The organism is Dyadobacter sp. HNCC25DJ184, assembly GCF_056895215.1.
On sequence record NZ_JBXHAQ010000001.1, the window covers coordinates 594557 to 620579 of the forward strand.

15 protein-coding genes are annotated in these 26023 nt (G+C 44.0%); 1 reads left to right on the plus strand and 14 read right to left on the minus strand.

Annotated elements, in window-relative coordinates; all coding sequences use genetic code 11:
* Positions 1–113 precede the first annotated feature (113 nt).
* From AC1XUD_RS02310 to AC1XUD_RS02360, 11 genes are all read right to left on the minus strand, one after another.
* On the minus strand, positions 114–962 hold the full coding sequence (locus AC1XUD_RS02310) for an endonuclease/exonuclease/phosphatase family protein (protein WP_483359327.1): 849 nt from the start codon (positions 960–962) through the stop codon (positions 114–116).
* 109 nt (positions 963–1071) lie between these two features.
* On the minus strand, positions 1072–2847 hold the full coding sequence (locus AC1XUD_RS02315) for a RagB/SusD family nutrient uptake outer membrane protein (protein WP_483359328.1): 1776 nt from the start codon (positions 2845–2847) through the stop codon (positions 1072–1074).
* 134 nt (positions 2848–2981) lie between these two features.
* The gene (locus AC1XUD_RS02320) at positions 2982–6332 is read right to left on the minus strand and encodes a SusC/RagA family TonB-linked outer membrane protein (RefSeq protein ID WP_483359329.1); all 3351 of its coding nucleotides are present in this window, start codon (positions 6330–6332) and stop codon (positions 2982–2984) included.
* A 305-nt stretch (positions 6333–6637) separates the two neighbouring features.
* The gene (locus AC1XUD_RS02325; RefSeq protein WP_483359330.1) at positions 6638–7840 is read right to left on the minus strand and encodes a metallophosphoesterase family protein; all 1203 of its coding nucleotides are present in this window, start codon (positions 7838–7840) and stop codon (positions 6638–6640) included.
* Positions 7841–7981: 141 nt separating this feature from the next.
* Positions 7982–9727 carry a RagB/SusD family nutrient uptake outer membrane protein gene (locus AC1XUD_RS02330; protein WP_483359331.1) on the minus strand — a complete coding sequence of 582 codons (1746 nt, stop codon included), beginning with the start codon at positions 9725–9727 and terminating at the stop codon, positions 7982–7984.
* Between the two features lie 2 nt (positions 9728–9729).
* A complete protein-coding gene (locus AC1XUD_RS02335) occupies positions 9730–13326 on the minus strand; it encodes a SusC/RagA family TonB-linked outer membrane protein (protein ID WP_483359332.1) in 3597 nt (1198 codons plus the stop codon).
* A gap of 168 nt (positions 13327–13494) precedes the next feature.
* On the minus strand, positions 13495–14514 hold the full coding sequence (locus AC1XUD_RS02340) for a FecR family protein (RefSeq protein ID WP_483359333.1): 1020 nt from the start codon (positions 14512–14514) through the stop codon (positions 13495–13497).
* Positions 14515–14585: 71 nt separating this feature from the next.
* Entirely contained in the window at positions 14586–15170 is a 585-nt protein-coding gene (locus tag AC1XUD_RS02345; RefSeq protein WP_483359334.1) for an RNA polymerase sigma-70 factor, read from the minus strand.
* Between the two features lie 577 nt (positions 15171–15747).
* Positions 15748–18366, minus strand: coding sequence for an ABC transporter permease (locus AC1XUD_RS02350; RefSeq protein WP_483359335.1), 2619 nt, complete (start codon positions 18364–18366; stop codon positions 15748–15750).
* Positions 18363–18698: a PadR family transcriptional regulator gene (locus AC1XUD_RS02355; protein ID WP_483359336.1), complete on the minus strand. Its 336-nt coding sequence runs from the start codon at positions 18696–18698 to the stop codon at positions 18363–18365. Before AC1XUD_RS02355 ends, AC1XUD_RS02350 begins: the two co-directional genes overlap by 4 nt.
* Before the next feature lie 311 nt (positions 18699–19009).
* Positions 19010–19198, minus strand: coding sequence for a hypothetical protein (locus AC1XUD_RS02360; protein ID WP_483359337.1), 189 nt, complete (start codon positions 19196–19198; stop codon positions 19010–19012).
* Positions 19199–19537: 339 nt separating this feature from the next.
* Between AC1XUD_RS02360 and AC1XUD_RS02365 the strand changes: the two genes are divergently transcribed.
* Positions 19538–20050 (plus strand): hypothetical protein, encoded by a 513-nt coding sequence (locus AC1XUD_RS02365; RefSeq protein ID WP_483359338.1) that lies wholly within the window; start codon positions 19538–19540, stop codon positions 20048–20050.
* Between the two features lie 29 nt (positions 20051–20079).
* Here AC1XUD_RS02365 and arr read toward each other — a convergent pair whose 3' ends face one another.
* The 3 genes from arr to AC1XUD_RS02380 all read right to left on the minus strand — a co-directional run bounded on the left by arr (position 20080) and on the right by AC1XUD_RS02380 (position 25830).
* Positions 20080–20532 (minus strand): NAD(+)--rifampin ADP-ribosyltransferase, encoded by a 453-nt coding sequence (gene arr / locus AC1XUD_RS02370; protein ID WP_483359339.1) that lies wholly within the window; start codon positions 20530–20532, stop codon positions 20080–20082.
* Positions 20533–20799: 267 nt separating this feature from the next.
* On the minus strand, positions 20800–22398 hold the full coding sequence (locus AC1XUD_RS02375) for a RagB/SusD family nutrient uptake outer membrane protein (RefSeq protein WP_483359340.1): 1599 nt from the start codon (positions 22396–22398) through the stop codon (positions 20800–20802).
* Between the two features lie 18 nt (positions 22399–22416).
* Entirely contained in the window at positions 22417–25830 is a 3414-nt protein-coding gene (locus AC1XUD_RS02380) for a SusC/RagA family TonB-linked outer membrane protein (RefSeq protein WP_483359341.1), read from the minus strand.
* Between the last annotated feature and the right edge of the window lie 193 nt (positions 25831–26023).

Genomic DNA, 26023 nt, shown 5'->3' on the forward strand with positions numbered 1-26023 from the left:
ATTGAGTCACCTATATCATAAGCAATTACCAAAAAAGCCGGCCAGAAATCGACCAGCTTTAGAGCAATTGTTCGATGGACAGGCTTTGCTAGCTAAAAGCTAAAAGCTAAAAGCTATTTCAACACCGCCCGAATCATTACCGGTTGATGGTCTGATGGATAGCGTTGTTCTTTTGCGTCTGTCAGTACACCATATTTCTTTACTTCGACGCCTTTGCTCACGAATATGTAGTCGATGCGTTTATCCATCGGTGCGTCAAATTTGAAGCTGTTGAATGTTCCCTCGGGGCCATATGGCTTCTGTTCCGTTACGTCGTGGGAGTCTTTAAGTAAACCGCTGATGGTTTTAATCTGCTCTGTTTCCGGCGTAGAATTGAAGTCTCCGGTTAAGATTGTGATGGAGTTTCCGGCTATCTCCTTGATCTTTTTAACCATCAGATATCCAGATTGGCGACGTGCTTCAACGCCCTGGTGATCGAAGTGTACATTGAAGAAATAGAATTCTTTACCAGATGTAGTATCCATAAATTTCGCCCAGGAAGCGATACGGTTGCAGCATTTTGCATCCCAACCCAAACCCGGTTTGTCAGGCGTTTCGCTTAACCAGAAATCACCGGATTCAAGGACATTGAACCTGCTTTTCTTGTAGAAAATGGCCGAGTGCTCGCCACCTTCCTTGCCATCGTCACGCCCTTTCCCGATAAATGCAAAATCTTTTAATTCAGCAACGTCATTCAATTGGCCACGAAGCGCTTCCTGTGTTCCAAAAATGTCAAAATCATGGAATTGTACCAAAGCCTTTACGTTTTCCTTGCGGTTCGGCCATGCGTTCACACCGTCGCCCTGGTTGTTATATCTAAGGTTGTATGTGGCAATAGTTAGTTCGGAGGACTTGGATTTTTGCGCGTGAGTGACACATACAAAAAGAAATAGGAATAATACGGTAACTAGGATTTTTTGCATTGGAATAGATTAAAAGGTTGTGCTGTAAAAAAAGGTAAACATAGAGTAAAGCGGTCTACTGGCCTCTAATTACTCTATGTTTTTTATTAGCTGAGCGCGAAATAGCGTATTACCAGCCCGCGTTTTGGCCCAATTTCGGATTAAACAATCTGTCAGTTTCCGGGATCGGATAGAGGTAATTTTTCTCCTCCCAGTTACGTGGCACGTTGTTCAGCCAGGTGATTTCTCCTGATGTATCGTTTTTCAGACGCTGCGGATTCGGCCCTGAGCTGGTTGTTTCCGCAACATTGATATAGGTAAGACCGGCAACAGGAGTTGTTGGCATTGTTTTTACAAAGATTACGTCCATCACGCCGTCTTCATTCAGATCCATTGGCTGGTCGAGTGCAGGAACATAGAAACCATTCCATTCCTGTTCCATTAACTCGCCTCGTTTCCAACGAATGATATCATGGAAGCGGAAGCCTTCCAGGCAAAGTTCGATGCCTCTTTCACGACGAATTTCCAACAAAGTCGCATCATTGATTGCAGGGAAATAGTTAGTCTGGAAATAAGTATCAATTTTGGTTGGTTTCGCAGAAAGGCCGCCTGTAATACCAGCCCGGCCCCGAAGCGCGCCGATCGTTTTGGCCCAGTCAGAGTCTGTAAATGTCCCGAGTTCTTGTTTAGCTTCGGCAAGATTTAGCAATATTTCGGCATATCGCATCATCGCAATCGAATTGATATTTCTCGTTCCGCCGTCATAATATGTATCATCAAGACACCATTTAATGGGTTGGTATCCAGTGTAAGTATATGAGAATACTGGCGGAGCTGCTTCTTCTTTTCCACCATTTATTCGTTTATAGCTACCCATGCGGATCGTCTGTTGCAATCTTTTGTCACGTCCTTTTACCTCGTTTGCAAAAGTCATCGTCTTGTAACCCGCATTGTCCGTGAATGGTGTTCCGTCAAGGTTCAGATAAGTATTGACAAATGTTCTGTTAAAGCTCAAACGCGCACCATATGTCGAGCTCGTCCACCACCAGTTAGCGTCATTATATACACTCACCGCAGGGTCGCAGACAAACGAGAGCATTACTTCGTTGGTGACTGGCGTATTGTTGGTGAACAGCTGGCGATATGATTTCTCGTTTCCACCGGTTTGGTTGAGAGAAAAACCTCCGTCCGATATCACCTTTTCAGATGCAGATACTGCCTCATTCAACCACTTGTCAGCAGTTCCCTGCAGGTTATAGCTTGTCTGGTATTTGCGGAATGTCCCTTCAAACAAACAAATCCTCGATTTCATACCATATGCTACCGACTTCGTGATAAGGCTTCTGGTATTGTCAGTCGTCGTACGTATGTTTTCACAGGCGTAGTTGATGTCGGCTAAAACCGAATCCATTACCATCGTTCGTGGATCGCGTGGGTTGTAGAGGGCCGGATCGTTGACTTCCAGTGGCGTATTATACCATGGCACGTCGCCAAATCTTTTCACTTTATTGAAGTAGAAAACGGCTCTAAAGAATCGCGCAAGTGCGGTATAGTGCTTGCGTGCATCAGCAGGAACAGTTTGCATGTTATTATTCACAAGGAAATAATTGATATTTCGAAGTTGCGACCAATCCCAGCCAGAGCTTTGACGTGGACCAAATGCGCCATCTCTCAAGAAATCAGGTACTTGTGAGCGTGCTCCAAAATCCGTCATTTCATCGGCACGAATAATATCGCCACCTGTCGGCAGTATATTGTAAAAGGAGGTAGAGTATAATTCGAGTCCTTTCTCACTTCCAAAAACTGCATTTTTATCAGCCGTCGACTGCGGTACCTGATCCAGATCCTGACATGCGCCTGCGAAGAGGCATATCATCAAAAGCAGGCCTATATATGTATTTTTCATTGTTGTTTTCATTTAATTTTTAATACTTCACTTGCTCCGGACGGGTGATATTTGCCACAAAGGCGCGAAGACACAAAAAGGGATTATTTATTGTTTTGAGTTCTAGCCTCCCTTGCATCTTCTTGCCAGACAAATTAAAACGTTGCGGACAAGCCAAATGTGAATCCTTTGAGGATCGGATAATTGTTGGCGTTTCCACTGTTTCCGTCTGTCACCACTCTGTCAGATGCGCCTGTATTTTCCACGTCGATATCTTTGGTCACTTTGTAAAGTGGCGAGAATGTCAGCAGGTTATCACCGGATATATATATTCTTGCGGTAGACATTTTGATCTTGCTGATCAGGGATAATGGAATGTTATATCCGACCTGAACATTCTTAAGTCGCAGATATGCAATGTTTTGCAGGTATTTGGTTTGCTCCTGTTTTAGCTCTCCTGACCCGTTTTGCGCCACATATCCTTTGTATCTTGGCAGATATGCATCCGGGTTTTCTTCCGACCATATATTGCCCATCTGCCAGGTTGGAATCTTGTTGTACGGACGGTTATATTGTCCCCAGAAGTTTGCAGCTTCCGCTCCAGGATACCAGTCCTGATGGCCAACTCCCTGTGCGAAGCCCGAAATGAAGAAGTTGTTCCAGTCAGCGCTTAGTGTAATTCCGTAAGTATATCTCGGGAGAGAGTTACCGATCACCCTTCTGTCGCCCGGATTGGTCACAGTGTTATCACCATTATTAATTTGTCCGTCCCCGTTCAAATCTGCGAACTTGATATCTCCAGGCAATAATTTTCCTGTATTGGAAGCCTTTGTTAAGATCTGTTTTGGCGAATTATTGATATCGTCTGTGGAGGTGAAATAGCCGTTATTGGTATATCCCCAGATTTCCCCGACGGTCTGTCCGGTATAATAATCGGTCAACCGAAGATCTGTGTTGTTATACTTATCGATTTTTGCTGTATAATCCGCCATCGTCAGGCGAACCGAATAATTAAACGGTTTAGCACCTGCAGTAAACTGATCGTGCCAAACCAGAGAAGCCTCCCAGCCTTTTGTTGTCATATCAGCATAGTTACCTTTTGGAACGTCAGTTCCGAAAACAGCTGGCTGAGTCATACCCACCGTGAACATACCTGTCGTTTTGCGCTGGTACACATCCGCGTTGAAAGTAAGTCGGTTGCTCAGCATCGAAAGGTCTATCCCCAAGTCAGCGGTGCTCGAAGTTTCCCAGGTTAATCCGTTTGGCAAAACATTAGGCTGTCCTGATTGCTGAGGACGAACGCCGTTGAGTATCCTGCCTGATTGCGATATAGAAAACTTTTCCTGGAACATATAAGAGTCGATGTTCCCGTTTCCAAGTGAACCATATGACCCGCGCAGTTTAAGCTCCGATATTGCTTTTGGCGAAACCTTCCAGAATCCTTCGTTCGATACTCTCCAGCCTGCGGATACTGACGGGAAAAAAGCATATCGCTGGTTTGAAGGGAATTTGGATGATCCATCATAACGACCGTTGAATTCGATCAGGTATCTCTCTTTGTACGAATAATTTAATCTATAAAAACCACCGAGGATAGCCCATTTATCCCAACCGCCGCCAGTCGTTATTGACTGCCCAAGGGCCAGATTCATGTCAGTTGCATCTTCATATATCAATCCGTTTCTCACCGTTTCCAATCTGCGATAAACCGACTGCTCATCGTTGAAGCCCGCCAGAACTTTGAAATAATGATCTTTGCCAATCTGTGGCTCAAATTCAGCGTAAAGGTTGGTAGCAGTATAAAGCGTGGTTCTATATAAATTCTGAAGATCGTTCGTGTTGGCGCCCACATATTCAATTACCCCGGGTTTGCGGCTGTAAGGAACCGGCACACGGCGACGATATTCATTATTGTCCGTTCCCTGAAATGTGAAATTTCCTTTAACACCAAACACGTCGTTGAAGAATTTAGACTCAAAGCTGGTCGTATTTCTGAAAACACGTTTGTCCATATCTATCCCGTTTTTGCCATACCAGAAATCGCCGACAGTATATGCAGCGGAGTAGGTCAATGTTCCGTCGGGGTTGAACATCGGTGCCATCGTATGGCCCTCGTCCGAAATATTTCTCCATATCGAGCCACCTTCACCAACATTGAGCGGGTTGTGGTATTTCATCGAAGAGAAGTCGGCGTTATTGGTAACCGTCAACCAGGGATACAGTTGAAGCGAGCCTTTTGCCCGGAAACTATACAATTTATAATCGTCGGTGTTGTATTTGAAAAGACCATCCTGGCCATAATAGCGACCCGTAATCAGGAAGTCGGCTTTTTTATTTCCGCCCGATACGGTCAGATTGTGTTCCGTGGCGCTTGTATTTTTCTTATAAAGCTCCTTGTACCAGTCCATGTTTTCATAGTACACATATTCTCCCGTAGCAGGATCCACGTCAGTTTTTGGCAAGCTCGGATCTTTCGATCTCCTTTCAAATTCTGCCAGATATGCCTGAGAGAATTTCACCGTTTTATTTACGTTCTGAGGAGTTTGCGAATAGTCGTTCCATGCGCTCCAGCCCTCGTTGAACATTTTGGCGAAAGTATATCCATCGGTTACAAAGTCGGGCACTGCGATCGGTTTTTTGATCGAATGATTAAGCGTGTAGCTCACAGTCGTTCTGTCTTTTACCGGAGTTTTGGTAGTGATCAAGACCACACCAAAAGCGCCTCTTGCGCCGTAAATAGCGGCCGATGCAGCGTCTTTCAACACCGATACACTTGCCACGTCGCTTGGGTTGATACGGCTTGGATCACCTTCAACACCGTCAATCAATACCAGGGCAGCACCTCCGTTGGAGCCAGTTCCAATTGTGGCCGCTCCCCGGATATTATAAGTAGGGGATTGGGTCGGTTTTCCGTCACCCATTGTGATGTTTAAGTTGGGGATAACACCTTGAAGACCCTGGGTTAAGTTTGGTAAAGCTCTGTTTTCCAGTACTTTGCTGGTTATCTGGTCAACGGCGCCCGTCAGGTTTGCCTTTTTCTGAGTACCATATCCAACCACCACAATCTCATTCAACGCTTTGGTATCCGCACCGAGCGTGATATTGATCGTCGACTGACTCCCGACTTTCACTTCTTTCGATTCATACCCGACGAAGCTGAAAATAAGTACAGATTCAGGCGAGGTTACGGCCAACTGAAAGTCACCATTGGCGTCTGTGGTTGTCCCGATTGACGAGCCTTTTAGCACGACACTCACTCCTGGAAGTGCACCGCTTCCGTCGGCCGCCGTTACATTTCCTTTTACATTGATATCCTGTTTTGAAACAGAAACCGGTGAGATTTCAATTCCGTTTCCATGAAGTTTTGGTATCGGAATAGCCGTAGGCATCGCATATCCGGTCTGCGAAATCAGCGCCACCGAGAATGCATACTTGAGACTGGAGAGGGTAGATTTACCCATCGTGGCCAGTCTTGTCTGTTTGGGGAATAGCATAAGTTTAATCATATTATAAAAATTTGGGCAAATGTACTCGGACGGGGGAGAGGAGGATTACTTAAGGCCGTTAAGAATGTGCTATTAAAAAAATGATAATTTAATATTGAATTAAAATCAAAATTTTAAAGGAGAGCAGTCCCGTGGTATTATTTATTGAAGAGATATCAGGAATTGATAAGCGTTGAGGAAAATATGCCTTATAGAATGATATAAGGGGATTATCTGCTATGGGATGGCTGCATTAAGTTACAGTCAAAAGAGGAATGTGGTATGGTAATATTCCTCTTTTGATTGTCTTTTTGTTGATTGTTCTGTTATTTTTTTCTAGGAATAGTAATATTTCCAACGACCTCGCCATCGTCTCTGATCATCTTCAGACTAAGCTCTTTGGTATTGGCTTTTAGCTTCATAAGGGTCCGGTTCCCTTCCAGCGGTCCGCCACCAATGAAGATAGGGTAGTTGTGGTCTCCATCAGGTTGGTGCGTCATGTAGCGATGTGTATGCCCGGAAATCTGCAGGTCGAATCCCGCCTTATTGAGCAATGCGCCAAAGACCTGCCGGCAGTGAGTGGTTCCATGCCAATCGCCCGAATGATAGGGTGATATATGAATCAGTAGCACTCTGAATGGTGCTTTCTTGAAAGCCTCTGACTGAATTTCTTTTTCGAGCCATTTGGCCTGTTTCTCGCGATAACGGTCAAAGGCAGAAAGCCCGCCATATTCAACGCTGTCGTCGGTTTTGTCTTCTCCCGAGTCGAGTACCAGAAAATGGATCGGACCGCGCCGAAATGAGAAATAGTATTTATCATCCGGATAAGCGAAATACTCCGGGATATGCCTTGAAAAGCTCCCACGGCATTCGTGATTGCCCTGGGTTAGCAGAAGGGGAAATTCGGAAGCGAAGATGTCAATGGAAGGCTGGATCAAATGATCAATCATTTGCTGTTCATTATTGACCCAGTCAAAACAGTCACCGTTGAAGACTACAAAGTCGTAGTCACGCGTGTTTCCAGTAAATCCGTGACGGTACAGGAGTTGCGGGATAATCTGCGGCCGGTCGTGTATGTCATTGAAAATGACAACTTTGATTTCGTCCTCAACCTCAGCGGGCGTAGTAAACGAAAGCAACGGACTTGATATCGTTTCGCCAAAAATAACTTTGGAACCTTTATATTCCAGTATCTCCGTAGAAACGATTTTATACTTATGAGGCCGACCCGGTTTCAGGTTTTCCAACGTGATTTTATTGATTCGGTTGTTAGCCTCAATGAGCCCGTTGTTGTACCCGAACTCCCTTTTGCTGGTGTAAGTGCCTTCGCCATATTCAACCCAGGTGAAGCAGTTCTTTTTAGTAACACACATAATGGTAATTTGCTGGGGACCCATATTTTGAAGATATGGTCCCACTGCAAAATCGTGTGGTTCATCCGGTTCTGCCGCATTAGTTACGGTAGGCAGGAGACTTAGCGCGCCCAGCGCGGACATTTTTTCAAGAAACGAACGGCGATCAGAAAGCATAGTTAAGAGTTTAGGAATATTGGAACTTCTGCGGTCAACAGTAGGCTTTCAGGTATTTGCCAGGCTCACACCTGTTTGCCCAAAGCCTTTGTTATCAGTAATTTGTGCTGGCCCAACTCTCGTCGGGCCAGCGTGATATTATTACCAGTTTGGGTTTTGTTTCAGGTTTTTGTTTAGCAATAATTCCTGAGTTGGAAGCGGATACAAGTAATCGCGGTTCTCATCGAATTTCTTAGTGATATGACCATTTACGATGATATTTCCACCCTGATTTCCATTTTCCAGATTGATATCGCTGCCTAATTTCAGGATTTGTGCACCCGCTACAACCGGTTTTGTGCCCTCATAAATCACCACGTCAATCGTGCCGTTTTTGTCAAGGTCGAAGCTTCCGGTTCCGGGGAAGTACATGCCTTTGAATTGCTTGGTTAGTTTTTGGCCTTCTTTCCAGCGAACGATATCATCCCAACGGAGGAAGTTTTCCATGACAAGTTCCACTTGTCTTTCACGCCGAATCTCAAGAATTACTCCTGTATTCGAACCTGAAATTTTGGAATAAAGTCCGGCGATATATGGATCAGGATTTGCATTGGCTTTGGCCAGGTCGATATTCGGCATACCCACACGGTCGCGGATTGGCTTGATGCTCATATCAAGATCCGCCTGGGTAAGTGTACCCTTTTCCGCTTTTGCTTCTGCGTAGTTCAGGAGCACCTCTGCATATCTGAAAATAGGCATGTCGGTGATATCCTTTGAGAAAGTATCCCATTTCGGAGTAGACACAAATTTAATCAGCTGATATCCCGTTACAGTTGCTCCAAATTCGGGAACAAGCTTCGCTGTTTCACCAATACGGGTATATCCAGGGGTGCGAATAGTCTGGCTTAAACGTGGATCACGATTTTGAACTTCATCATAATATTGAAGTTTGTCGTAACCTGGTTTATCCGTAAAACGGGTTCCGTCAGCCATCAGATAGCTGTTAACTAGACTTTTCTCCAGTCCGGGACGGCCATATGAAGCTGTCATCGTATAGTAATTCAGGTTGTGATACACCTGAAGTTCGTCGCTGAAATCTCTTGCCAATATGATCTCATCAGGAATGGCATTGTCTGACGAAAATAATTTCAAATAAGCCGTTGCAGGCGTCGCAGTGTATATCCTGTACCCGCTGTTTTTAATCAAATCCTCAGACGCGCTGATCGCGGCATCCAGAAACTTGTCAGAATTCGGCAGGCTCATTTCAGGATGGTATTTACGGAATGTGCCTTCATATAGCGCAACACGCGATTTCAGTGCAAGTGCCGTCCATTTAGTGATACCATATACCTTTTTTCCAGCGTCCAGATTGGCGATTGCATTGTCGATGTCTGCCATAACAGAATCCATTACCATGGCTCTTGAATCGCGCGGATGCGTTAGCAAATCTTCGTCGGAAGTTTCGATCACACCTGAGTACCAGGGCACGTCTCCAAAACGTTTCACCATTCCAAAATAGAAGTATGCTCTGAAAAAACGCGCAAGTCCGTTGTATTTTGCCACTGCAGGCTTATCCGGACATTTGCCGGAATTCGCAAGGAAGTAGTTAATATTTCGAAGAGTTCCCCAATCCCAGCCGCCACCTGATGTCGGCACTACGCGGGTTCCCTGCAGTTCATCCCGTAAAGCAGTTTTTACAACATTATCGACATCCTCATTATAAACATCTTCCGCAGAAGGCATGGCGTTATAAAATGAGTTTGTATAAAGGATCAGATCATTTTGTGTATTGAAGAAAACGTCAGGGGAAATCGCGTCTAATGGAGTCCTGTTAAGGTCGCACGAGATGATCCCCAATGATATAAACAGTATGATATATAGCCGTTTCATAATAGTATTGCTCATCATGATTAGAAATTAAGATTGAGACCCGCTGAAATGGTTTTTGAAAGCGGGTAAGTTCTACCATTGGTAGCATCGCCATCAAATTGCTCAGGATCAATATATTTGCTTCTTAACTTGGTGCCGGTCAACAGGTTTTCGCCGCTGATATAAACACGAACTTTCGAAAGTTTTACCTTACTGGTGATAGAAGCCGGGATAGTGTACCCAACCACAACATTTTTCAAGCGGATATAGCCAATGTTCTGCAGGTAGCGATCATTGTATACATTCAGTTCGCCGCCACCATTAAGTGCCTCATAACCACGCAGCAATGGGAAATAAGCATCCGGATTTTCAGGTGTCCATACATCTTTCTGAAAGTCTTTTGGGATGAAAGAATAATATGGACGAGAATAAGGCCCCCAGAATTTGTCGGCATTATTTCCCGGGTACCAGTTTCTTTTCAGAATTCCCTGCACAAATACGGACAGATCAAAACCTGACCAGTTGGCGCCCATATTAAATCCAAAGCGATAACGTGGATTAGCATTTCCAATCACTTTGATATCACCGTGATCGGATAGCGTATTCGCTCCCTGGTCAATTTTTCCATCGCCGTTTACGTCAATGAATTTCATATCTCCAGCCTGCAAACGAGCCCAGTCGCCGGGAGCTTTCAAACGCTGGGTATTGACCAGCTTCTGATCGACTTTATAATCAGCTGCTTCCTGATCCGTTTTGAACAATCCTGCTACGGAATAGCCCCAGATTTCACCCATTCTTTGACCCACATAACGGCTGGTCAGCAGGTTATTAGGGTTGTCAAATTTGGTGATATACGACTTGTAATCAGACAGCATCGCCGTTACATTATATGAGAATGGTTTTCCAGCCAGCTTAAACTGGTCGTTCCATCCCAATGTGAGCTCGAAACCTTTTGTTTCCAAATCCCCGGCATTTTGGGTAGGAACGGTTGCTCCGAATACAGCAGGAAGTACCTGTCCGGGAATGAGCATATCCTTCGTCTGACGTTTGTAAAGGTCCAGCGTCATGCTCAGTTTGTTTTTGAAAAAATTAGCATCAACGCCGAAGTTTGCGGTAGTCGCTTTTTCCCAGGTGAGGTTGGGTGATATTGGTCTTGGATTGCTCACATATTGTAATTTCTGTCCGCCGTCGATCCAGCTTGAAAGACTCGTTGGCATCATCGGTATATATGGATAGAAACTTGCGGATGCTGTATTGGACGGCAACTGATTTCCAAGCGTTCCGTATGAAGCCCTGAATTTCAAATTGTTAATGATATTTTTTGCTCCCGAAAAGAATTTTTCTTCGCTCACACGCCATCCGGCAGAGAATGATGGAAAAAAGCCATATCGCGATCCTTCACCGAAACGGGAAGTACCGTCGTAGCGCCCATTCACTTCCAAGAGGTATTTTCCCTCGTAATCATAATTCACTCTGAAGAAAGCACCAAATAGTGCATATTCATACGAACCGCCCTCAGTCAATTGCTCTCCTGTTCCAAGATTAAGATCATTCAGGCTTTCGGAGAGGAGGTTTTTTCTTGAACCATATAATCTCTGATGTTTCATCTGCTCCGAATTCACACCGGCCATTAAGCCAAAATAATGCTTCCCAAACGTATGATTATAAGACGAATAAGCGTTGAAAACACTTGTTGGGTCGAACCAGAATGTTTTCTTGAGCTGGTCCACATTGTAATTAGGTACAGGGGCCAATATCCCCGGTTGAACGGAGTATTGCGCCACAGCAGACCTATACCAGTCGTCCGCTATATAAAAAGAGTACGAGTGGTTAGCAACGAAATTCCAGTTTTTGGTGAAATCAATTGTCACGGCATTGATCGTACGGAATTCATGAACTTTCTTGGCGCCGCCTGCTGTACCGTCCAGCAAATTGGCAAACAGACCGTCTCCGATGGAGTAGTTGTTTTTCAGCGTATTGTAGGTGGCTGTTCCATCGGGGTTGCGGGGAGCGTAGGCAGGTAATGCATGTACAGTGATAGCGACAAAGTTGCTGTTTGCACCGCCTTCGAGACCGGGGTAAGTGTAGACGTTGTCGTAGTACTGGGTATTGTTGCTCACCTTTAGCCACGGAGTCAGGTTGGCGTTAATCTTCGTTCTCAGCGTGTATGAGGTGAATTTGTCTTTGTTGATGCGCATAATCCCATCCTGCTCAAACACAGAACCGGATATGAAATAATCAACTTTGTTATTGCCACCGGAGATATTCAGGTTGTGCTGACGCTTGGGCATCGACATATCGAATATCGTGTTCCACCAGTCGTAGTTTCCATAGTAGTTATAGATATCCTTACCGTTGACGTTCTTCACAACAACCCATGGTCTTTCAGGATTCTCTGTTTTATCATTCTTACGTGCTTCCAGTTCCGCATAATCTTCGTCCGAATAGCGGGTATAAGTGTTTCCAGTAGCTCTCCGGAAAGCTTCGTCATTCAGCATCGTGCTTTCATATCCGTTGGTCATGAAGTCGGTGCTGACGGTTGGTTTGGACCATCCAAAATTGTTGGAATAATTAACCGTTGTCTTTCCGTTTTTTGCTGATTTTGTGGTGATCAGAATCACACCGAAAGCCCCGCGAGCACCATATATAGCAGACGCCGCAGCATCTTTCAAAACAGAAACTGACTCGACATCCGCTGGGTTGATACGGTTGATATCGCCGGGAACACCATCGATCATCACGAGTGGGCCACCGCCGTTGATCGACGTTTCTCCTCTGATATTCAGGTTTCCGCCCGAGCCAGGCTGTCCCGTTCCGAAGGTGATATTAAGGTTTGGAACCATCCCCTGCAATATTTGTGACATATTGTTGAGTGGGCGGTCTTCCAGCTCTTTGGCCTGAATTTGAGTCACAGCGCCTGTCAGGTTTACTCTTTTTTGAGTACCATATCCAACAACCACAAGTTCTTCAAGGGCTTTATTATCTGTTTGAAGTGTAATATCCAGCGTAGTTTGGTTTCCGACTTCCACCTCCTGGCTCAGATAACCGACAAAACTAAATACCAGTTTAGCTTGCGGATTGGGTACGTTTATCGAATATTCACCCTTGCTGTCGGTTACGGCCCCGGTTGATGTTCCCTTTAAAACGATACTTACGCCCGGCAACGGAGTCTGATCGTCGCTCGATATTACTTTTCCTTTGACATTTAATTCACTGATCGGCAAAGGTTTTACTGTAATATTAGGCAACAACTCGCTGGTCGGTTTCTCTATAGTTTTAATGCGGGTCAGCATAATTTGCTGATTTACAACCGTGTAATTGATGCCATTTGGTACCAATATTTTGTTCAATACCACGGACAGTTTCTGGTCAGTAACTTTTAAGTTAATATGCTGATTTAAAGGTACTTTACTGCTATATATGAACTTGATTTCAGTCTGACTCTGGATCTGGTTCAACGCCTTTTCGAGGGAGGCGTCGTTTAGATTGAGTGTAACTTCTTTGTTCAGTATCGTTTGCGCGGAACCTTCACGCGCGTATGATACCGTTACGAGCACTGCCATTAAAATTGATTGGAGCAAACTTATTCGCATGAGAAGTCGCCGGGTATCAGGCTTGATACGTATTAATTTTTGCATAATTTTGGTTGCTAATAGTTTCGATCTGTTAGAAATGATCTGGAAGTCGGTGGAACGACGAACCAGAGAAATTTGGATGCCGGTTGTGGTGGAACACTTCCGGCATTTTTTGTACTGACTAGCGCTGGTGTTTAATCATATAAGTTCAGGTTTAGAATGGTCGACTCGTTACTGGCAGGGCTCGCCGGATATGGTGATGAGCCCGTTTTTGATCGAATAATCTGCTTCAAGTGATTTGCAAAGGATATCCAGAATGACCGGAAGCGACTCGTTTTCAAAGTTGCCATTGAAATGGCATTTCGCAATCCGTGGATCGGATAACCCTATTTTGATATTGAAGCGGTTTTCTAGTTGATTTATAACATGGCTAATAGATGCTTGTGTGAAGTTGATGCTCAAAGGCTGGTATATCTCCTTTTTGGCAAGGACAGGAAGCATCTGCGCACTCAGCTTGCGCGTCTTTATCTCAAATAATGCTTCTTCGTTTGGTTTCAGGATTACTTGTTGAGCGTTTGAATTAACGTCAGGTGCCGAAACTTCGACTTTTCCGGTCACCACGGATATCCTGAATTGTGCAGTTTCCGACTCCGCCTTTACATTGAAGCTCGTCCCCAAAACTCTTACGGTCATTTCGCCACTATGGATGAAGAATGGTCGGGTTTTGTCCTTTTGAATGTCAAAAAAAGCTTCACCTGAGAAATGCACACTTCTGTTATCAGGTTCAAATTTTTCGGGATACTTAATTTCAGCGTTTTTATGCATCCAGACCGTACTTCCGTCGGGCAAGGTATATGCGATTATTTTGGCAGCCGTATTTTTAAAGGTCAACAGGCCCGAAGATGGAACTTCGATTTTGTGAGATGCAACAACCTCCGGGTTCTTTGAAAATTGAACCTGAAAAAAAAGAAAGCCCAACACTGCCACAACCGAAGCTGCCACGCCCACAATCCAGCCCCAGTTAATCGTTGGTCTTCTGTCCGCAACTTCATCATTATCAATTTGATTGTTAATGTTCTGCAACGTGCTAACCATCAGTATGTCATCATCAAACGCCCGCGTATTTTCCGACTGCTCAGGATTTTTCCGGAGACTTTCGTACCATTCTTCTACCATTTTTCTTTCCTCTTCGGTGCAGCCGTCGAGGAGGTATTTCTGAAGCAATTCGGGGGTAATTTTAGCTGAGTTCATTCCTTAATAATCGTTGCGTATTATTAAGTCGGAGCCGCCGGGCAAACACCCTAGTGCAGACAGGAAAAAATTTAAAAAAGTTGAAGAATAATCAATGTATACACAAGGTGTTCGCGCAGATGAACGCGTAAAGTTTTCAGAGCCTTGGAGATATGCTGTTCCACATTTTTTTCAGAGATTGCCAGCTGGGACGCGACTTCGCGGTTGGTATATCCCTTACGGCTAAGTACAAAGACCTCACGGCATTTCGGAGTTAAAATATCCAATCCATCTTCATACCGACTTTCGAGATTTGCCGCGAGGGTATGCTCAAGCGTCGAGTTCGCTTCTTTTGCTCTGGATGTTTCCCACTCTATATTTTGTCTTTGACGAACCAACTCCTTACGGTAGTGGTTGATAATCAAATTTTTGGAAACAGAAAAGAGGTATTGTTTGCAATTGTTGATATCTGCAGTATGTCGTTTTTGCCACAGACTTACGAAGAGCTCCTGAAGAATATCCTGAGCTATATACCGATCGTTGACTTTGGGTGAAATGTAGTTGTACAAGATCTTGAAGTAACGGAAATACAGCTCCTCAAAAGCTTTGCGGTCATCTTCGGCGCGCAATATGGCCAGAATCTGTTCGTCTGAGTGAGTTGAATACTTTGTTATCATAATCTTATCGTAAAACCAATTTCATCAAAGATGCCAATTAGTGATGCAAAATTCGGTGAATATCATTAAAGAATTTCATATCCAATTTTAAGGAATTCTTTCCTTTTATATACTTTCTTAACATAAAAATAATAAGTGACCGAATGTTAATTTGAGGTATCCTTGTGATTAATATTTGGTTGATTGTCAGGGAGATGCGTGTGATGTATAAGGATGAAATTTGTTTAGGAAAGATGATTTGAGAGGAAGTTTGCATGTTGTTCTTGAAGAAATGATAATAATCAGCGTTTGTCAATCTCGATCTTTGGATGGTTTGATGAGTTTTGACTATCGTATTATTCGGAAATTTCAGGTTTCCAGGTACTTAACTTTTCTTGATGCCCAAATGGTGAAAAAGTAGGAGTAAAACCATTTGGAAATTTAGAATTTTAAGATTCAGAAGTTTAATTGTTGTTATTAGCTTGTGAATTTCAATAGGCTTAAAAACAAATTAACTGTTATTCAGGTTGTAGCCTCAACAACAGTTAATCATTATTCCAACCTATTTTGAAGTCACTAAAAACACCGCATCACGATTTTACTCACTCTTCAAGACCTTAGCCGGATTATTCCGCGCTGCCTTAATAGTTTGAGATCCGATTAAAAAGAACGCGAATAACATCACTAACAGCGAGCCACTCAACATTTCAGTAATGCTTATTGACTGATGATAAGGGAATTTTGTCAGAACAACTTTATCGAAAAACAGATAGGTCGTCGGGAGCGCGATCAGCGTTGAAATGACCAGTAGTATCAGAAATCCTTTGCAAAGCAGATATACCAATCCCGTTTCGCTTGCGCCTAGTACTTTTCGAATACTGATTTCTTTCAGCTTGGTTTCTGTTGTAAAAACGACCATACCAAATAGACCTAACGAGGCAATGCAAATGGCAAGGAAGGCGATAAAACCGATGACTTTAATAATCAGAGAAAACTGTGCATATGCTTCTTCTATTTGTTCGTCATAGAACTTTGCATCCAATTCATGTACTTTATCCACTTTCTTCCAGGCGTTTTTTATGCTCGCCATAGTTCCGGGAAGGTTTTTCGAAATGATTTTGACGTTCAGATAGTTACCCGGTTCAGCCGAATAACGGAACATTACCGGCTCGATTTTGTTATCGAGCGTACCGTAATGAAAATCTTTGATTACACCCACAATCGTCAGTTTTTGTCCATCCACCGTGACGATGGTTCCGATTGCTTTCTCAGGTTTTTGTTTGGCTATATTGAAGCGTTTTAACACTTGCTGATTGACGATGATCTCAATTTCCTTTCCCTTTTCTGGTCTCAACTGAAAATTTTTCCCAGCCAAAAGTTTATGCTGATGCAACGTCAAATAATGCTCATCCACCATATTGAGCCAGACCATACTGGAATCCATCGCATAGGTCAGGTTTGTTCCGTGAATGCTCCCAAGACTGGTGATCATCATCGATTTTGAAATACCCTTTACAGCCGGGATTTGGGATAATTCTTTTTCCAGTACCTGACTTTTGTTGCCTTGTAGCCTGATATTGATGATGTTATCCGTTTTGAAACCCAGATCGAATGAGAGGAGACTTTTATATTGGTTATAGCCGATCAGTGTGGCTGCAATGAAAATGAGCGACAGCGTGAACTGAATCACAATCAGTACTTTCCGTATGCCGACACGACGAAAAATCTTCATATTGGACGCATCTTTCATCACATTCAACGCATTCATTTTGGAGAAAAACAGGGCCGGCATGAAACCTGCTGCCAAGCCTGTTGCGATCGCCAGCAAGATGAAATAGATCACGTTTTGAAAAGAGATATCCAATGCGAAAATATCTGAAACATGACTATCGAGTCCAAGGAATTGCTTTCGCAATACCAAAAACAAGACAAATGAAAAAGTTAGTGCTAATAGGGCAATAATGACCGCTTCTGCCATAAATTGGCCTAAAACATGACTTTTCTGTGCGCCTATAATCTTCCTGATTCCGACCTCCTTTGATCTTCGCATTGATCGGGCGACCGAAAGGTTGGTATAGTTAAAACACGCAGAAAGGATGATTACAAAAGCAAGGCCGCATAGTGTCCACATAACCGGAGGCGCAAAGCCCGGGCCCATATTGTTGGAAAGCGGACCTCCCAGTACGATATCTTTCAATGGCTGAAGCGATACCCAGATTTTCCGGTTCGTCAGTGTTTTGTTTTCACGCTTGCTCAATCGATCGAGCGCCGCCTGCTGTTTTTTAGGGTCAATCTTTTTAGAGAAAGTGACATATACATAGTTCGACCAGATATTATCCCAGCTGTGAAAGTTTTCGCCCGAATGGCCCGCATATAGTGAAGGCAGCGATACGAGTGCTTCAAAAGTAAGGTGGGAAAGTTTCGGTATATCCTGTACTACACCTGTTACGGTATAATTTGTCGAGTCGAACTGAACGGTTTTGCCTAATGGATCAGAACTGCCAAATAACTTTTCGGCGGTTTTCTCGGTCAAAACCAGGGAGTAAGGTTCTCTAAGTGCCGTTGCAGAATCTCCTTTGATCAGACGAAAGGAAAAGACTTTTAGGAAAGAATTGTCGGCCCAGAGCGCGCCCATTGGAAAAGCAGCTTCGCCAACTTTTGCATCACCCCAAAATCCCTGGCGGATTATGGAAACGTCCTCGATGGCGGGCACTGCCTCCTTTATCTTTTCGCCGACCGCAATGGAAGTAGAAGCCAGATTCATTTGGGAAGACGGCCCGTTGTCCGAAGTTTTGGTGATCACGCGGTAAGTCCTGTCTTTCTTTTCCTGAAAATCATCATAAGAATATAGATCTGAGACAATAGATATCACCAATAGCCCGACCGACATACTTACGGCAAGCCCGACGATATTGATCAGAGAAAATAATTTGTTGCGGACGAGGCTTCGCTGAGAAGTTTTGAAATAGCTGCCGATCATGATCCAGTGAATAAAAAGCGTAAGAAATTCTATTTTTCGAATGGTATAGGGCCGCATGAATTTGATCACGTCGACGGCATAGATCAGCCTGGCTTTGCTGATACCTTTTTTCTGCACATTGCGATCAAAATATTCGTTCAGATCACCCTCGAGGTCTTCCAAAAGGCGCGGACGGCAGTACCAGTGTAAAAAACGGGTAGCCCAGGCGGGCGGTTTGGCTTCTGCTTTTTGTCTCATATCGAACCTTCCAGATTAAAGCCGGGTATATTGCGCCAGATGTTTTCACGTACTTCTTTAGCTTTCATTAGCGCTACTTTACCCGCATGACTCACTTCATAAAACCTTTTCCGTTTTCCACCCCGGGTGCTAGTTGCTTCGCCCAGGCGGCTTTTGGCAAGCCCTTTTTCCTCCAAACGATTCAGTACAGAATGCACCACTCCAAGCTTGGCGGAGCGTCCTGTATGTTTTTCCAGTTCATCGCATATCGCGACACTGTATGCTTCACTCGTAAGCGCGGCGATTGTCAGTAAAACAAGCTCCTCAAATTCACCCAAGTTTGCTCCTTTCATATGGATATGATGATATTATATTCAAATGTATGTAAAACTGAGATATTAATTTGTGTTTTGTATGTAAAATAAAATTTACTTAACTTTTTGATTTATAAATTATTGATTTATAGGAGATTATTTCAGCCGCCTCAATGACCCTTCATTCCTTAATGGTAAAAAAACAAGCGTATTTGAAAACGTTAGTGCATGAAAGTCTGTCCCAAACTCGTTGAAGCGGGAATGAAAATGGTAAAATTGACCTAGTATAAAAGGGGAGATACCTGTACCGCTTACGAAATTTGGTTGTGGATTATGAATTAGGGGCTTCTCTAAGCCAATTCACAACTATTCTCACTAAAAAACTTCACCTGACCTGTAACGGTATTGCGGCATTTTACTTTGCCGGTTACTTTGGTGGTAGCCCCTTTCCTGATCGTTTCATGTTCCAGGATTATCCAGATATCCCGATCGTTTTTAACCCTTACTTTTACACGATCGTTGAATTTTTGAACAGGCATATCTAATGTTGGGCTGGAGTTTTTTTAAAAGGAAAGATGCAAAAGTATGAAAACTGGGGGATAATGCTGCTGATTTTGTGATACAACAAGTTGCAAGGACGACGTTATAACCTTATAAATCTTAAACCATAATAACTCTGGTCGTTGACGATACTCAGGTGTTTTCGTCGATATGCGAGGTTCTGATCATAAAGGATGCCGACACAAGTGTTAAGTCTGAATTATAAGCAGGATATTAATTTTAATCTTAGTTTCTTCGTGGCAAAATAAACTGAACAAACAAGTAAAACACGAACGGATTTTTATATTACAAGCCAGGAAAATAACGTAATAGTCGATATGTCGAAAAAACTAAAAATTGCCTTGTTCTTTTTGGGGTTCCTGGTTTTGACCAACTGCGTGGATGATCCGGTCTATAATGATATACCAGAAATTGATTACAGCGGCATTAAGCATACTTGGCTGGTCGATTCTACAGGCAAAAAATCTGATAATATATCCATCAATTTCATTTTCAAGGATGGAGATGGCGATTTGGGAGAGGATGTCGATGCTCGGGATACGCTCAGATATGGAGAGTGGGGAAGCTGTGAATTGACCACTGTTCGCCTTAATAAGGACGGTTCGTGGACGGAAGCAGTTTTACCAAAAGACAAATATATATGGTTACCTATGCTTAAGGCCAACAGCTTACCCGAGCCTATTACCGGAATTCAAAGCGTGGGCACCCGGTTTTTATATGATAGTTCCTACGCTCCGGTCACTGTTAAATTCAAAATACGAATTCGGGATCGTGCGTTGCACGTCAGTAACACGATTGAAACTGATACGGTTTCTGTTCCGGGTTATTAACTTGTCGCACACTTGGCAGTATTGATCGATCAATCTTCAATTGCCTCGATCCCTTGCTCTTTCAATTTTGTTAGAGCTTCTTTCATGGCCTTCACTTGTTCCGCGGAATGACCTTGCCAAACGGTGATCTCTCCGACCACCTTAAACGGATCTTTTGAGCGGTAAGACTTTGTCGGATTACCCGGAAATTTTTTGTCGGTTAAGTTAGGATCATCCTCAATGGGGCCGGTCGGTTCGACCAGATATATCCGTTCACGTCCTTCGCCCAAAGCAAGTTCTGCGCCCCAGACAGAAGCATCCAGCGTTGCCGAGAGATAGATATATTTTGCTTTATTCTGCTGCCCATAATTCGAGTTGACCCCGATTTCAATCAGATCGCCGATTTTAAGATCGGCCTTTGTACCATGGAAGAAAGTCTGGATAAATGGGCTTGGAGCTGGTTGGCTTGATTTATTTTCTGGGTTTGCGGATTCGTTTGCCATATTTTAGTGTTGATTTTGATGGATTTTGGGTAGTGAATGTGCTCTCCAAAAATAATAGATATCATGATATTTCCTTTCGCTACACCTATTCTAGGGACAACGGAGTTTGTTTGTCAAGACTAAAAATAGATTGAGGATTTGAAAAACAGTATGCAAACAAATAATACGAGATTAGACGACGGTAAAGCTAGAATAACAAAACCCACCATTTAAAAAAGGAGACCAAGCCAAAGCCCGATCTCCTCCTAATATTCTCAAACCATCAAATCACCAACCCGGAGTCTGCTTATATGCTCCATTGCTTTTGGCAAGTTCGTTTGGAGCGATGGGCCAGGCCATGTGTTTGGCTGGGTCGAAATGGCGTGCTGGCCATACTTGTTGAACCGTATATGCAGATGCTGGATCTGTTTTGTTTGCGTGGATACGGCCATGTAGCGGAGCGTTGATGGTCGCTACATCGCCCCAACGTTTCAGGTCAGCGAGGCGGTCGGTCCATTCGCAGGCTAGCTCTACGCGTCTTTCATGTTTCAAATCTGCCATGGTAGGTGCTGCAATCGGTGCAAGACCAACGCGGGCTCTAACCTCATTTAACGGAGCGGCTGCTTCGCTGCTTTTACCTTGTTTGATCAACGCCTCGGCTTTGAAAAGAAGGATTTCAGCATATCTCATCAATGGCAAATTCAACGTTGTGGTTGGGTAGTCACCGCTCTGGTTGATCTTCGAATTCGTGCCCGGATCCTGATCCGTGCCGTAGCTATAAGGATCCATATACTTGTTGATCTGGAAACCCGACAGGCTGTTAGTCGAGAAATACGTGCGCTCCACTCCGAAGAAGGTAAATTTATCACCAAACTTCAGAATCGTCACTTCACGACGAGGATCGTTCGCTTCATACTCGTCATAAAGTTCTTCCGTTGGCTGGAAATACCCCCAGCCGTTATATATACCCCAGCCTTTGTTTTCCAAAATAACACCCGGAAACTCCGAACCACCCTGAACACCAGAGTTTACCGACCAGATATATTCCGAAGTCCAGTTGTTTGCTTCTGTAAATACGCCACGGTAATTCGCTTTTGGACTACCTAACCCGGTAACCAGTGAGCGAGCACCTTCTGTTTTGATCTTTTCACAAAGCGCCGGAATTAATGACCATTTTGACTCATCGTACTGTGCCCAGTATGCATATGCCTTTACCATATAACCCCACGCCGCGGCTTTGTGTGCACGACCATAATCGTTAGCGCCGTAAGTTTGGAACAATGGAAGCATATCAGCAGCTTTTTCCAAATCACTGATTACCTGTGCATAATTGTCTGTAACAGAAGCCAATTGCGGTGGAATACGATTACCGAATTCTGCATTTTCCACGCCATCGTATGGCACACCCTGATCCTTATGTCCCCACAGATAAGCGATCCAGAAATGAGAAAAGGCTCTTACGAAATATGCCTCGCCAAGCGATCGTTTCCGCAGATCTTCGCTGATATTGGTGGCAGTTTGCACACCGGCTATGGCCTGATTTGCCTTATTCAACATAAAATAAAGATCATTCCAGCCGCTGGACATATACCCTTCATTACCAGAAGGAATAAAGTTTTTGATGTTTTCACCGTCTGCTTTCGATCGGCCCACGATCAGATCATCGCTCGCATTCTGCATCCAGAACAAATCACGACCCCAGGTGGACTCGTAGCGCATCGGGATATATAGGGCTGCAATTCCTTTGATCACATCATCTTCGCTGTCCCAGAAATAGGCTGTGGTTGACGCCCCGTTTGGTTTTGTGTCGACCCAGTCGTTACATGAGCCGAGGCTTAATGTCAAACCAAGGGCTGCCAGAATCGGATATTTGATATATAATTTCATCTGTTTAATGTCTATTGGTTAGAATTTCAACTTCAAGCCTGCTGAATACACACGGGAAACAGGGAATTGCCCACCGTCCATACCGATACCACCTACCTCAGGATCCATTCCTGAATATTTAGTGAAAGTGAGCAGGTTGTCGCCGCTCAGGTATACTCTCAAATTCGCTCCTTTCGCAAACTTCGGCAGGGTATAACCGATCACGAGGCTTTTCAGACGTACATAATTTCCGTTTTCAAGATAAAAATCAGATGCAGTCTGGAAGTTTTTGTTGGCGTCGCTGGCCGATATTCGTGGTATATCTGATCCCGTATTGGTGGGTGACCAAGCGTCCAGAATTTTATCCCATCGGTTATAGCCCTGCTCCGAGGCGTTCAAAGTTGATTCTTTGAAAGCGTGGAAAAGTTTAACGCCACCCACACCTTGCACAAACAAACTCATGTCAAAAGACTTCCAGTTCAGGTTGGTAGTGAATCCGTAAGTGATTTTCGGGAATGCGTTACCCATATACTCACGGTCGCCGTCGTCGATTTTTCCGTCATTGTTTTTGTCAATGAATTTCAAATCACCGGCTTTTGCGTTTGGCTGAATTTTGTTGCCGTTCAAAGTATATGCGTTCGCAGCTTCATCCGACTGGAAAATACCTGCTGTTTTGATCAACCAATATGAATAATAAGGTTGGCCGACAGTCGAGCGATAAGGCGTAATGGTTCCTCTCCATGCATCGCCATGCACCCAAACTGAATTCGGATCTTCGTCGATATAGGTTACACGGTTTTTCAAAGTGGCGATGTTTCCTGAAAATTCATATCCAAGATCACCAGCGCGGTCACGCCACGTTGCGACCACTTCCCATCCTTTGTTGCTGATTTCTCCCTGATTGATATATGGTGCACCAAAACCGTTTGTATTCGTCCAGCCAGTATCTTGTTGTTTGATCAGATTGTAGGTTTTCTTGTCAAAATAATCAACAGAAACCGTCAGTTTTTCTTTTAAGAAGCTCATATCCAAACCAATATCTGTTTGCTGAGAAGTTTCCCAGGTCAATTTCGGGTTTTGGAGGTTGTTCAAATAAAGTGCTGTCGTGAAAGGAGCACCTTGTCCGATTTGGTAAGTATTGTTCGAAGTCAAAACAGAATAACCGTAATATCTTCCAACTGAACCAATGTTACCGATACGTCCCCAGCTCGCGCGAACTTTGAACAAATCCACTGCCGGAATATTAAAGAATGGCTCCGAACTGATCTTCCATGCAGCTGTTGCCGCAGGGAAGCCTTTGCCTCTATATCCGTCAGCCAAACGTCCCGCGATATCATACCGATAGCTTCCTGTTACAAAATAGCGGTCAGCCCAGCTATATGAAAGTCTTCCCACGTACGACAAGTTGCGGTCTTTCCAGTCGTAATCCGTTGGGCGGTCGGAAGTAAATGTTGCTGCGTTTATGAAAAACTGAGCCCAGTTTTCTTCGTCCTGAAAGTCACGTGCGGCTGCGGTAAATCCCTTTGCCCCGTTTTCCTGTGCAGTTGTCGAAACCATCGCACCAACATTATGCTTTCCGAACACGCGTGAATAGTTGGCTGTGTTTTCCCAAATCCAGTTATATCCTCTGTTGGTCGAATAGTAAAGCGAGTTTTGGTTATTCGGTTTCCCAGGCTCGGTGCGTTTTGGCGTAAAGCTCTTGTATAGAGACGACTGCTGGCGATATGAGAATCTTGTCAGGAATGACAGACCGGGGATAATATTGGAATATGAAAACTCCGAAACCGACTGTAAATCATTGCCTTTGTTATAGGGTCTGTTTCTCAACAAAGTCCCAACCGGGTTGATCACATCTCCGTGAATACCAAGATACTGGGAGTCACGTGGGCCTACTCCGCCAAAGCTTCCGTCGTCGTAATATGGCGTTGCCGAACTTGGCATATATATGGCTGACAAGATCGTACCGCTATATCCGCTTGCAGTTTCCGTTCCGCGGTTATCGCTGTTGTTCCAGAATAGCTCCTGACGGAATTTTAGTTTGTCGGTAAACTTGTAAGACGAGTTGAAACGAAGCGACATATTCTGGCTGTAGGTATTCAGCAAAGTCCCTTCATTTTTTTCATAACGTCCCTGAAAAAGCGTTGAGAATTTATCGGTCCCTGCGTTGATCGTCACATTATGACGCTGTACAATGCCTGTTCTGAAAATCTCGTTTACCCAGTTAGTTCGCGTTACCTGAGCATACGGGTTTTTGGTTGCATCCCACCCGTCAAGTGGCGTCATGCCTGCGTTGGTATATGCCAGATTGGAAACATATGCTTCCTTGTCGGCTGTCAATGCGTGCGGTAATTTCCAGGCTTGCTTGGCACCGACAAAACCTGAATATTCAATACTCGGTTTGCCAGCGGCAGCTTGTCTCGTGGTAATCAAAATTACGCCTGCCGATCCTGAAAATGCCCCGTAAATGGCGGCCGATGCAGCATCTTTTAGTACAGTAATTGATTCAATATCAGATGGGTTATATGGTGCGTTTGGAACACCATCCACCACATATAATACACTTTCGCTGCCTCTGGAACCTGTACCACGAATGGTGATACTAGGTGTTTGGTCCGGGTGGCCACCATTGCTTACCGCCGTTACGCCAGGTACTTTACCCTGAATCATATTACCAACATCAAGCACTGGCCGGTTTTTGATTTTGTCCATATCGGGAACAGTAGCTACCGCAGCCGAAAGGTCACTTTTCTTTACCGTACCATATCCGATCACGACTACCTCCTGTAACGATTTGGTATCGGCGCCTAAAGAAACGTTGATAACTGATTGTGAACCAACTATTTCCTCTTTGGCGATATAACCAACAAAGCTAAAGATCAGCGTTGCTTGTGGATTTGGAACACGGATCTCGTATTCTCCGTCGCCATTTGTGGTAGTTCCCTGCTGAGTGCCTTTTACAACAATACTCACACCAGGAAGAACCTCCTTATTATCAGCGGAAGTTACTTTCCCCTTTACCACGATATCGGCCGGGTTGGCGGCCATGAGAAGTCTTTCCTGAATTTCAGGAAGAAAAATTTCCGATGTTTTTTTCGAAGGAGCCAGTACAATCTGCTCGTTATAAACCCGATAGCTGATTCCTCTAGGCTCTAAAAGAATATCCAAAACTTTGGAAAGCTTCTGTTTTTCAACATGAAGATTGATCTTTTCCTTCAATGATATACGCGTGCTGTAAACAAATTTAATCTCCGTTTTTTCCTGAATCTGACCGAGTGCTTCTTTCAGGCTGACATTGGTAAAACTTAATGTCATATCCCGGGCCAGAATCGACTGGGCTGAACTCTCGCGGGCATATGTGATACTTCCGAGAAGAGCTGCCAAAACACATTGAAGTAATCCGATGCGCATAATTTTTAGCCAGTTAACCGGCTTGTTCGGTATTGGTTTTTCCATAACTTTGATTGTCTGATTATTAGAACTGGTTGGACAAACTTTCCTTCTGCCGTGGTGGTACACGACATTGGGCATTCATGGGAGCCGGGAGTGGTGGTACACATCCGGCCCTTTTTTTTGGTCTGGGTTGAAATCTAAGGTTTAGTTCATAAGATGTTCAGGTTTCGTGTTTGATAGTATTTAAATGGATATT

Coding starts and splice junctions, on each gene's coding strand:
- AC1XUD_RS02310 (WP_483359327.1), bottom strand. CDS start 962: ATGCAAAAAATCCTAGTTACCGTATTATTCCTATTTCTTTTTGTATGT.
- AC1XUD_RS02315 (WP_483359328.1), bottom strand. CDS start 2,847: ATGAAAAATACATATATAGGCCTGCTTTTGATGATATGCCTCTTCGCA.
- AC1XUD_RS02320 (WP_483359329.1), bottom strand. CDS start 6,332: ATGATTAAACTTATGCTATTCCCCAAACAGACAAGACTGGCCACGATG.
- AC1XUD_RS02325 (WP_483359330.1), bottom strand. CDS start 7,840: ATGCTTTCTGATCGCCGTTCGTTTCTTGAAAAAATGTCCGCGCTGGGC.
- AC1XUD_RS02330 (WP_483359331.1), bottom strand. CDS start 9,727: ATGATGAGCAATACTATTATGAAACGGCTATATATCATACTGTTTATA.
- AC1XUD_RS02335 (WP_483359332.1), bottom strand. CDS start 13,326: ATGCAAAAATTAATACGTATCAAGCCTGATACCCGGCGACTTCTCATG.
- AC1XUD_RS02340 (WP_483359333.1), bottom strand. CDS start 14,514: ATGAACTCAGCTAAAATTACCCCCGAATTGCTTCAGAAATACCTCCTC.
- AC1XUD_RS02345 (WP_483359334.1), bottom strand. CDS start 15,170: ATGATAACAAAGTATTCAACTCACTCAGACGAACAGATTCTGGCCATA.
- AC1XUD_RS02350 (WP_483359335.1), bottom strand. CDS start 18,366: ATGAGACAAAAAGCAGAAGCCAAACCGCCCGCCTGGGCTACCCGTTTT.
- AC1XUD_RS02355 (WP_483359336.1), bottom strand. CDS start 18,698: ATGAAAGGAGCAAACTTGGGTGAATTTGAGGAGCTTGTTTTACTGACA.
- AC1XUD_RS02360 (WP_483359337.1), bottom strand. CDS start 19,198: ATGCCTGTTCAAAAATTCAACGATCGTGTAAAAGTAAGGGTTAAAAAC.
- AC1XUD_RS02365 (WP_483359338.1), top strand. CDS start 19,538: ATGTCGAAAAAACTAAAAATTGCCTTGTTCTTTTTGGGGTTCCTGGTT.
- arr (WP_483359339.1), bottom strand. CDS start 20,532: ATGGCAAACGAATCCGCAAACCCAGAAAATAAATCAAGCCAACCAGCT.
- AC1XUD_RS02375 (WP_483359340.1), bottom strand. CDS start 22,398: ATGAAATTATATATCAAATATCCGATTCTGGCAGCCCTTGGTTTGACA.
- AC1XUD_RS02380 (WP_483359341.1), bottom strand. CDS start 25,830: ATGGAAAAACCAATACCGAACAAGCCGGTTAACTGGCTAAAAATTATG.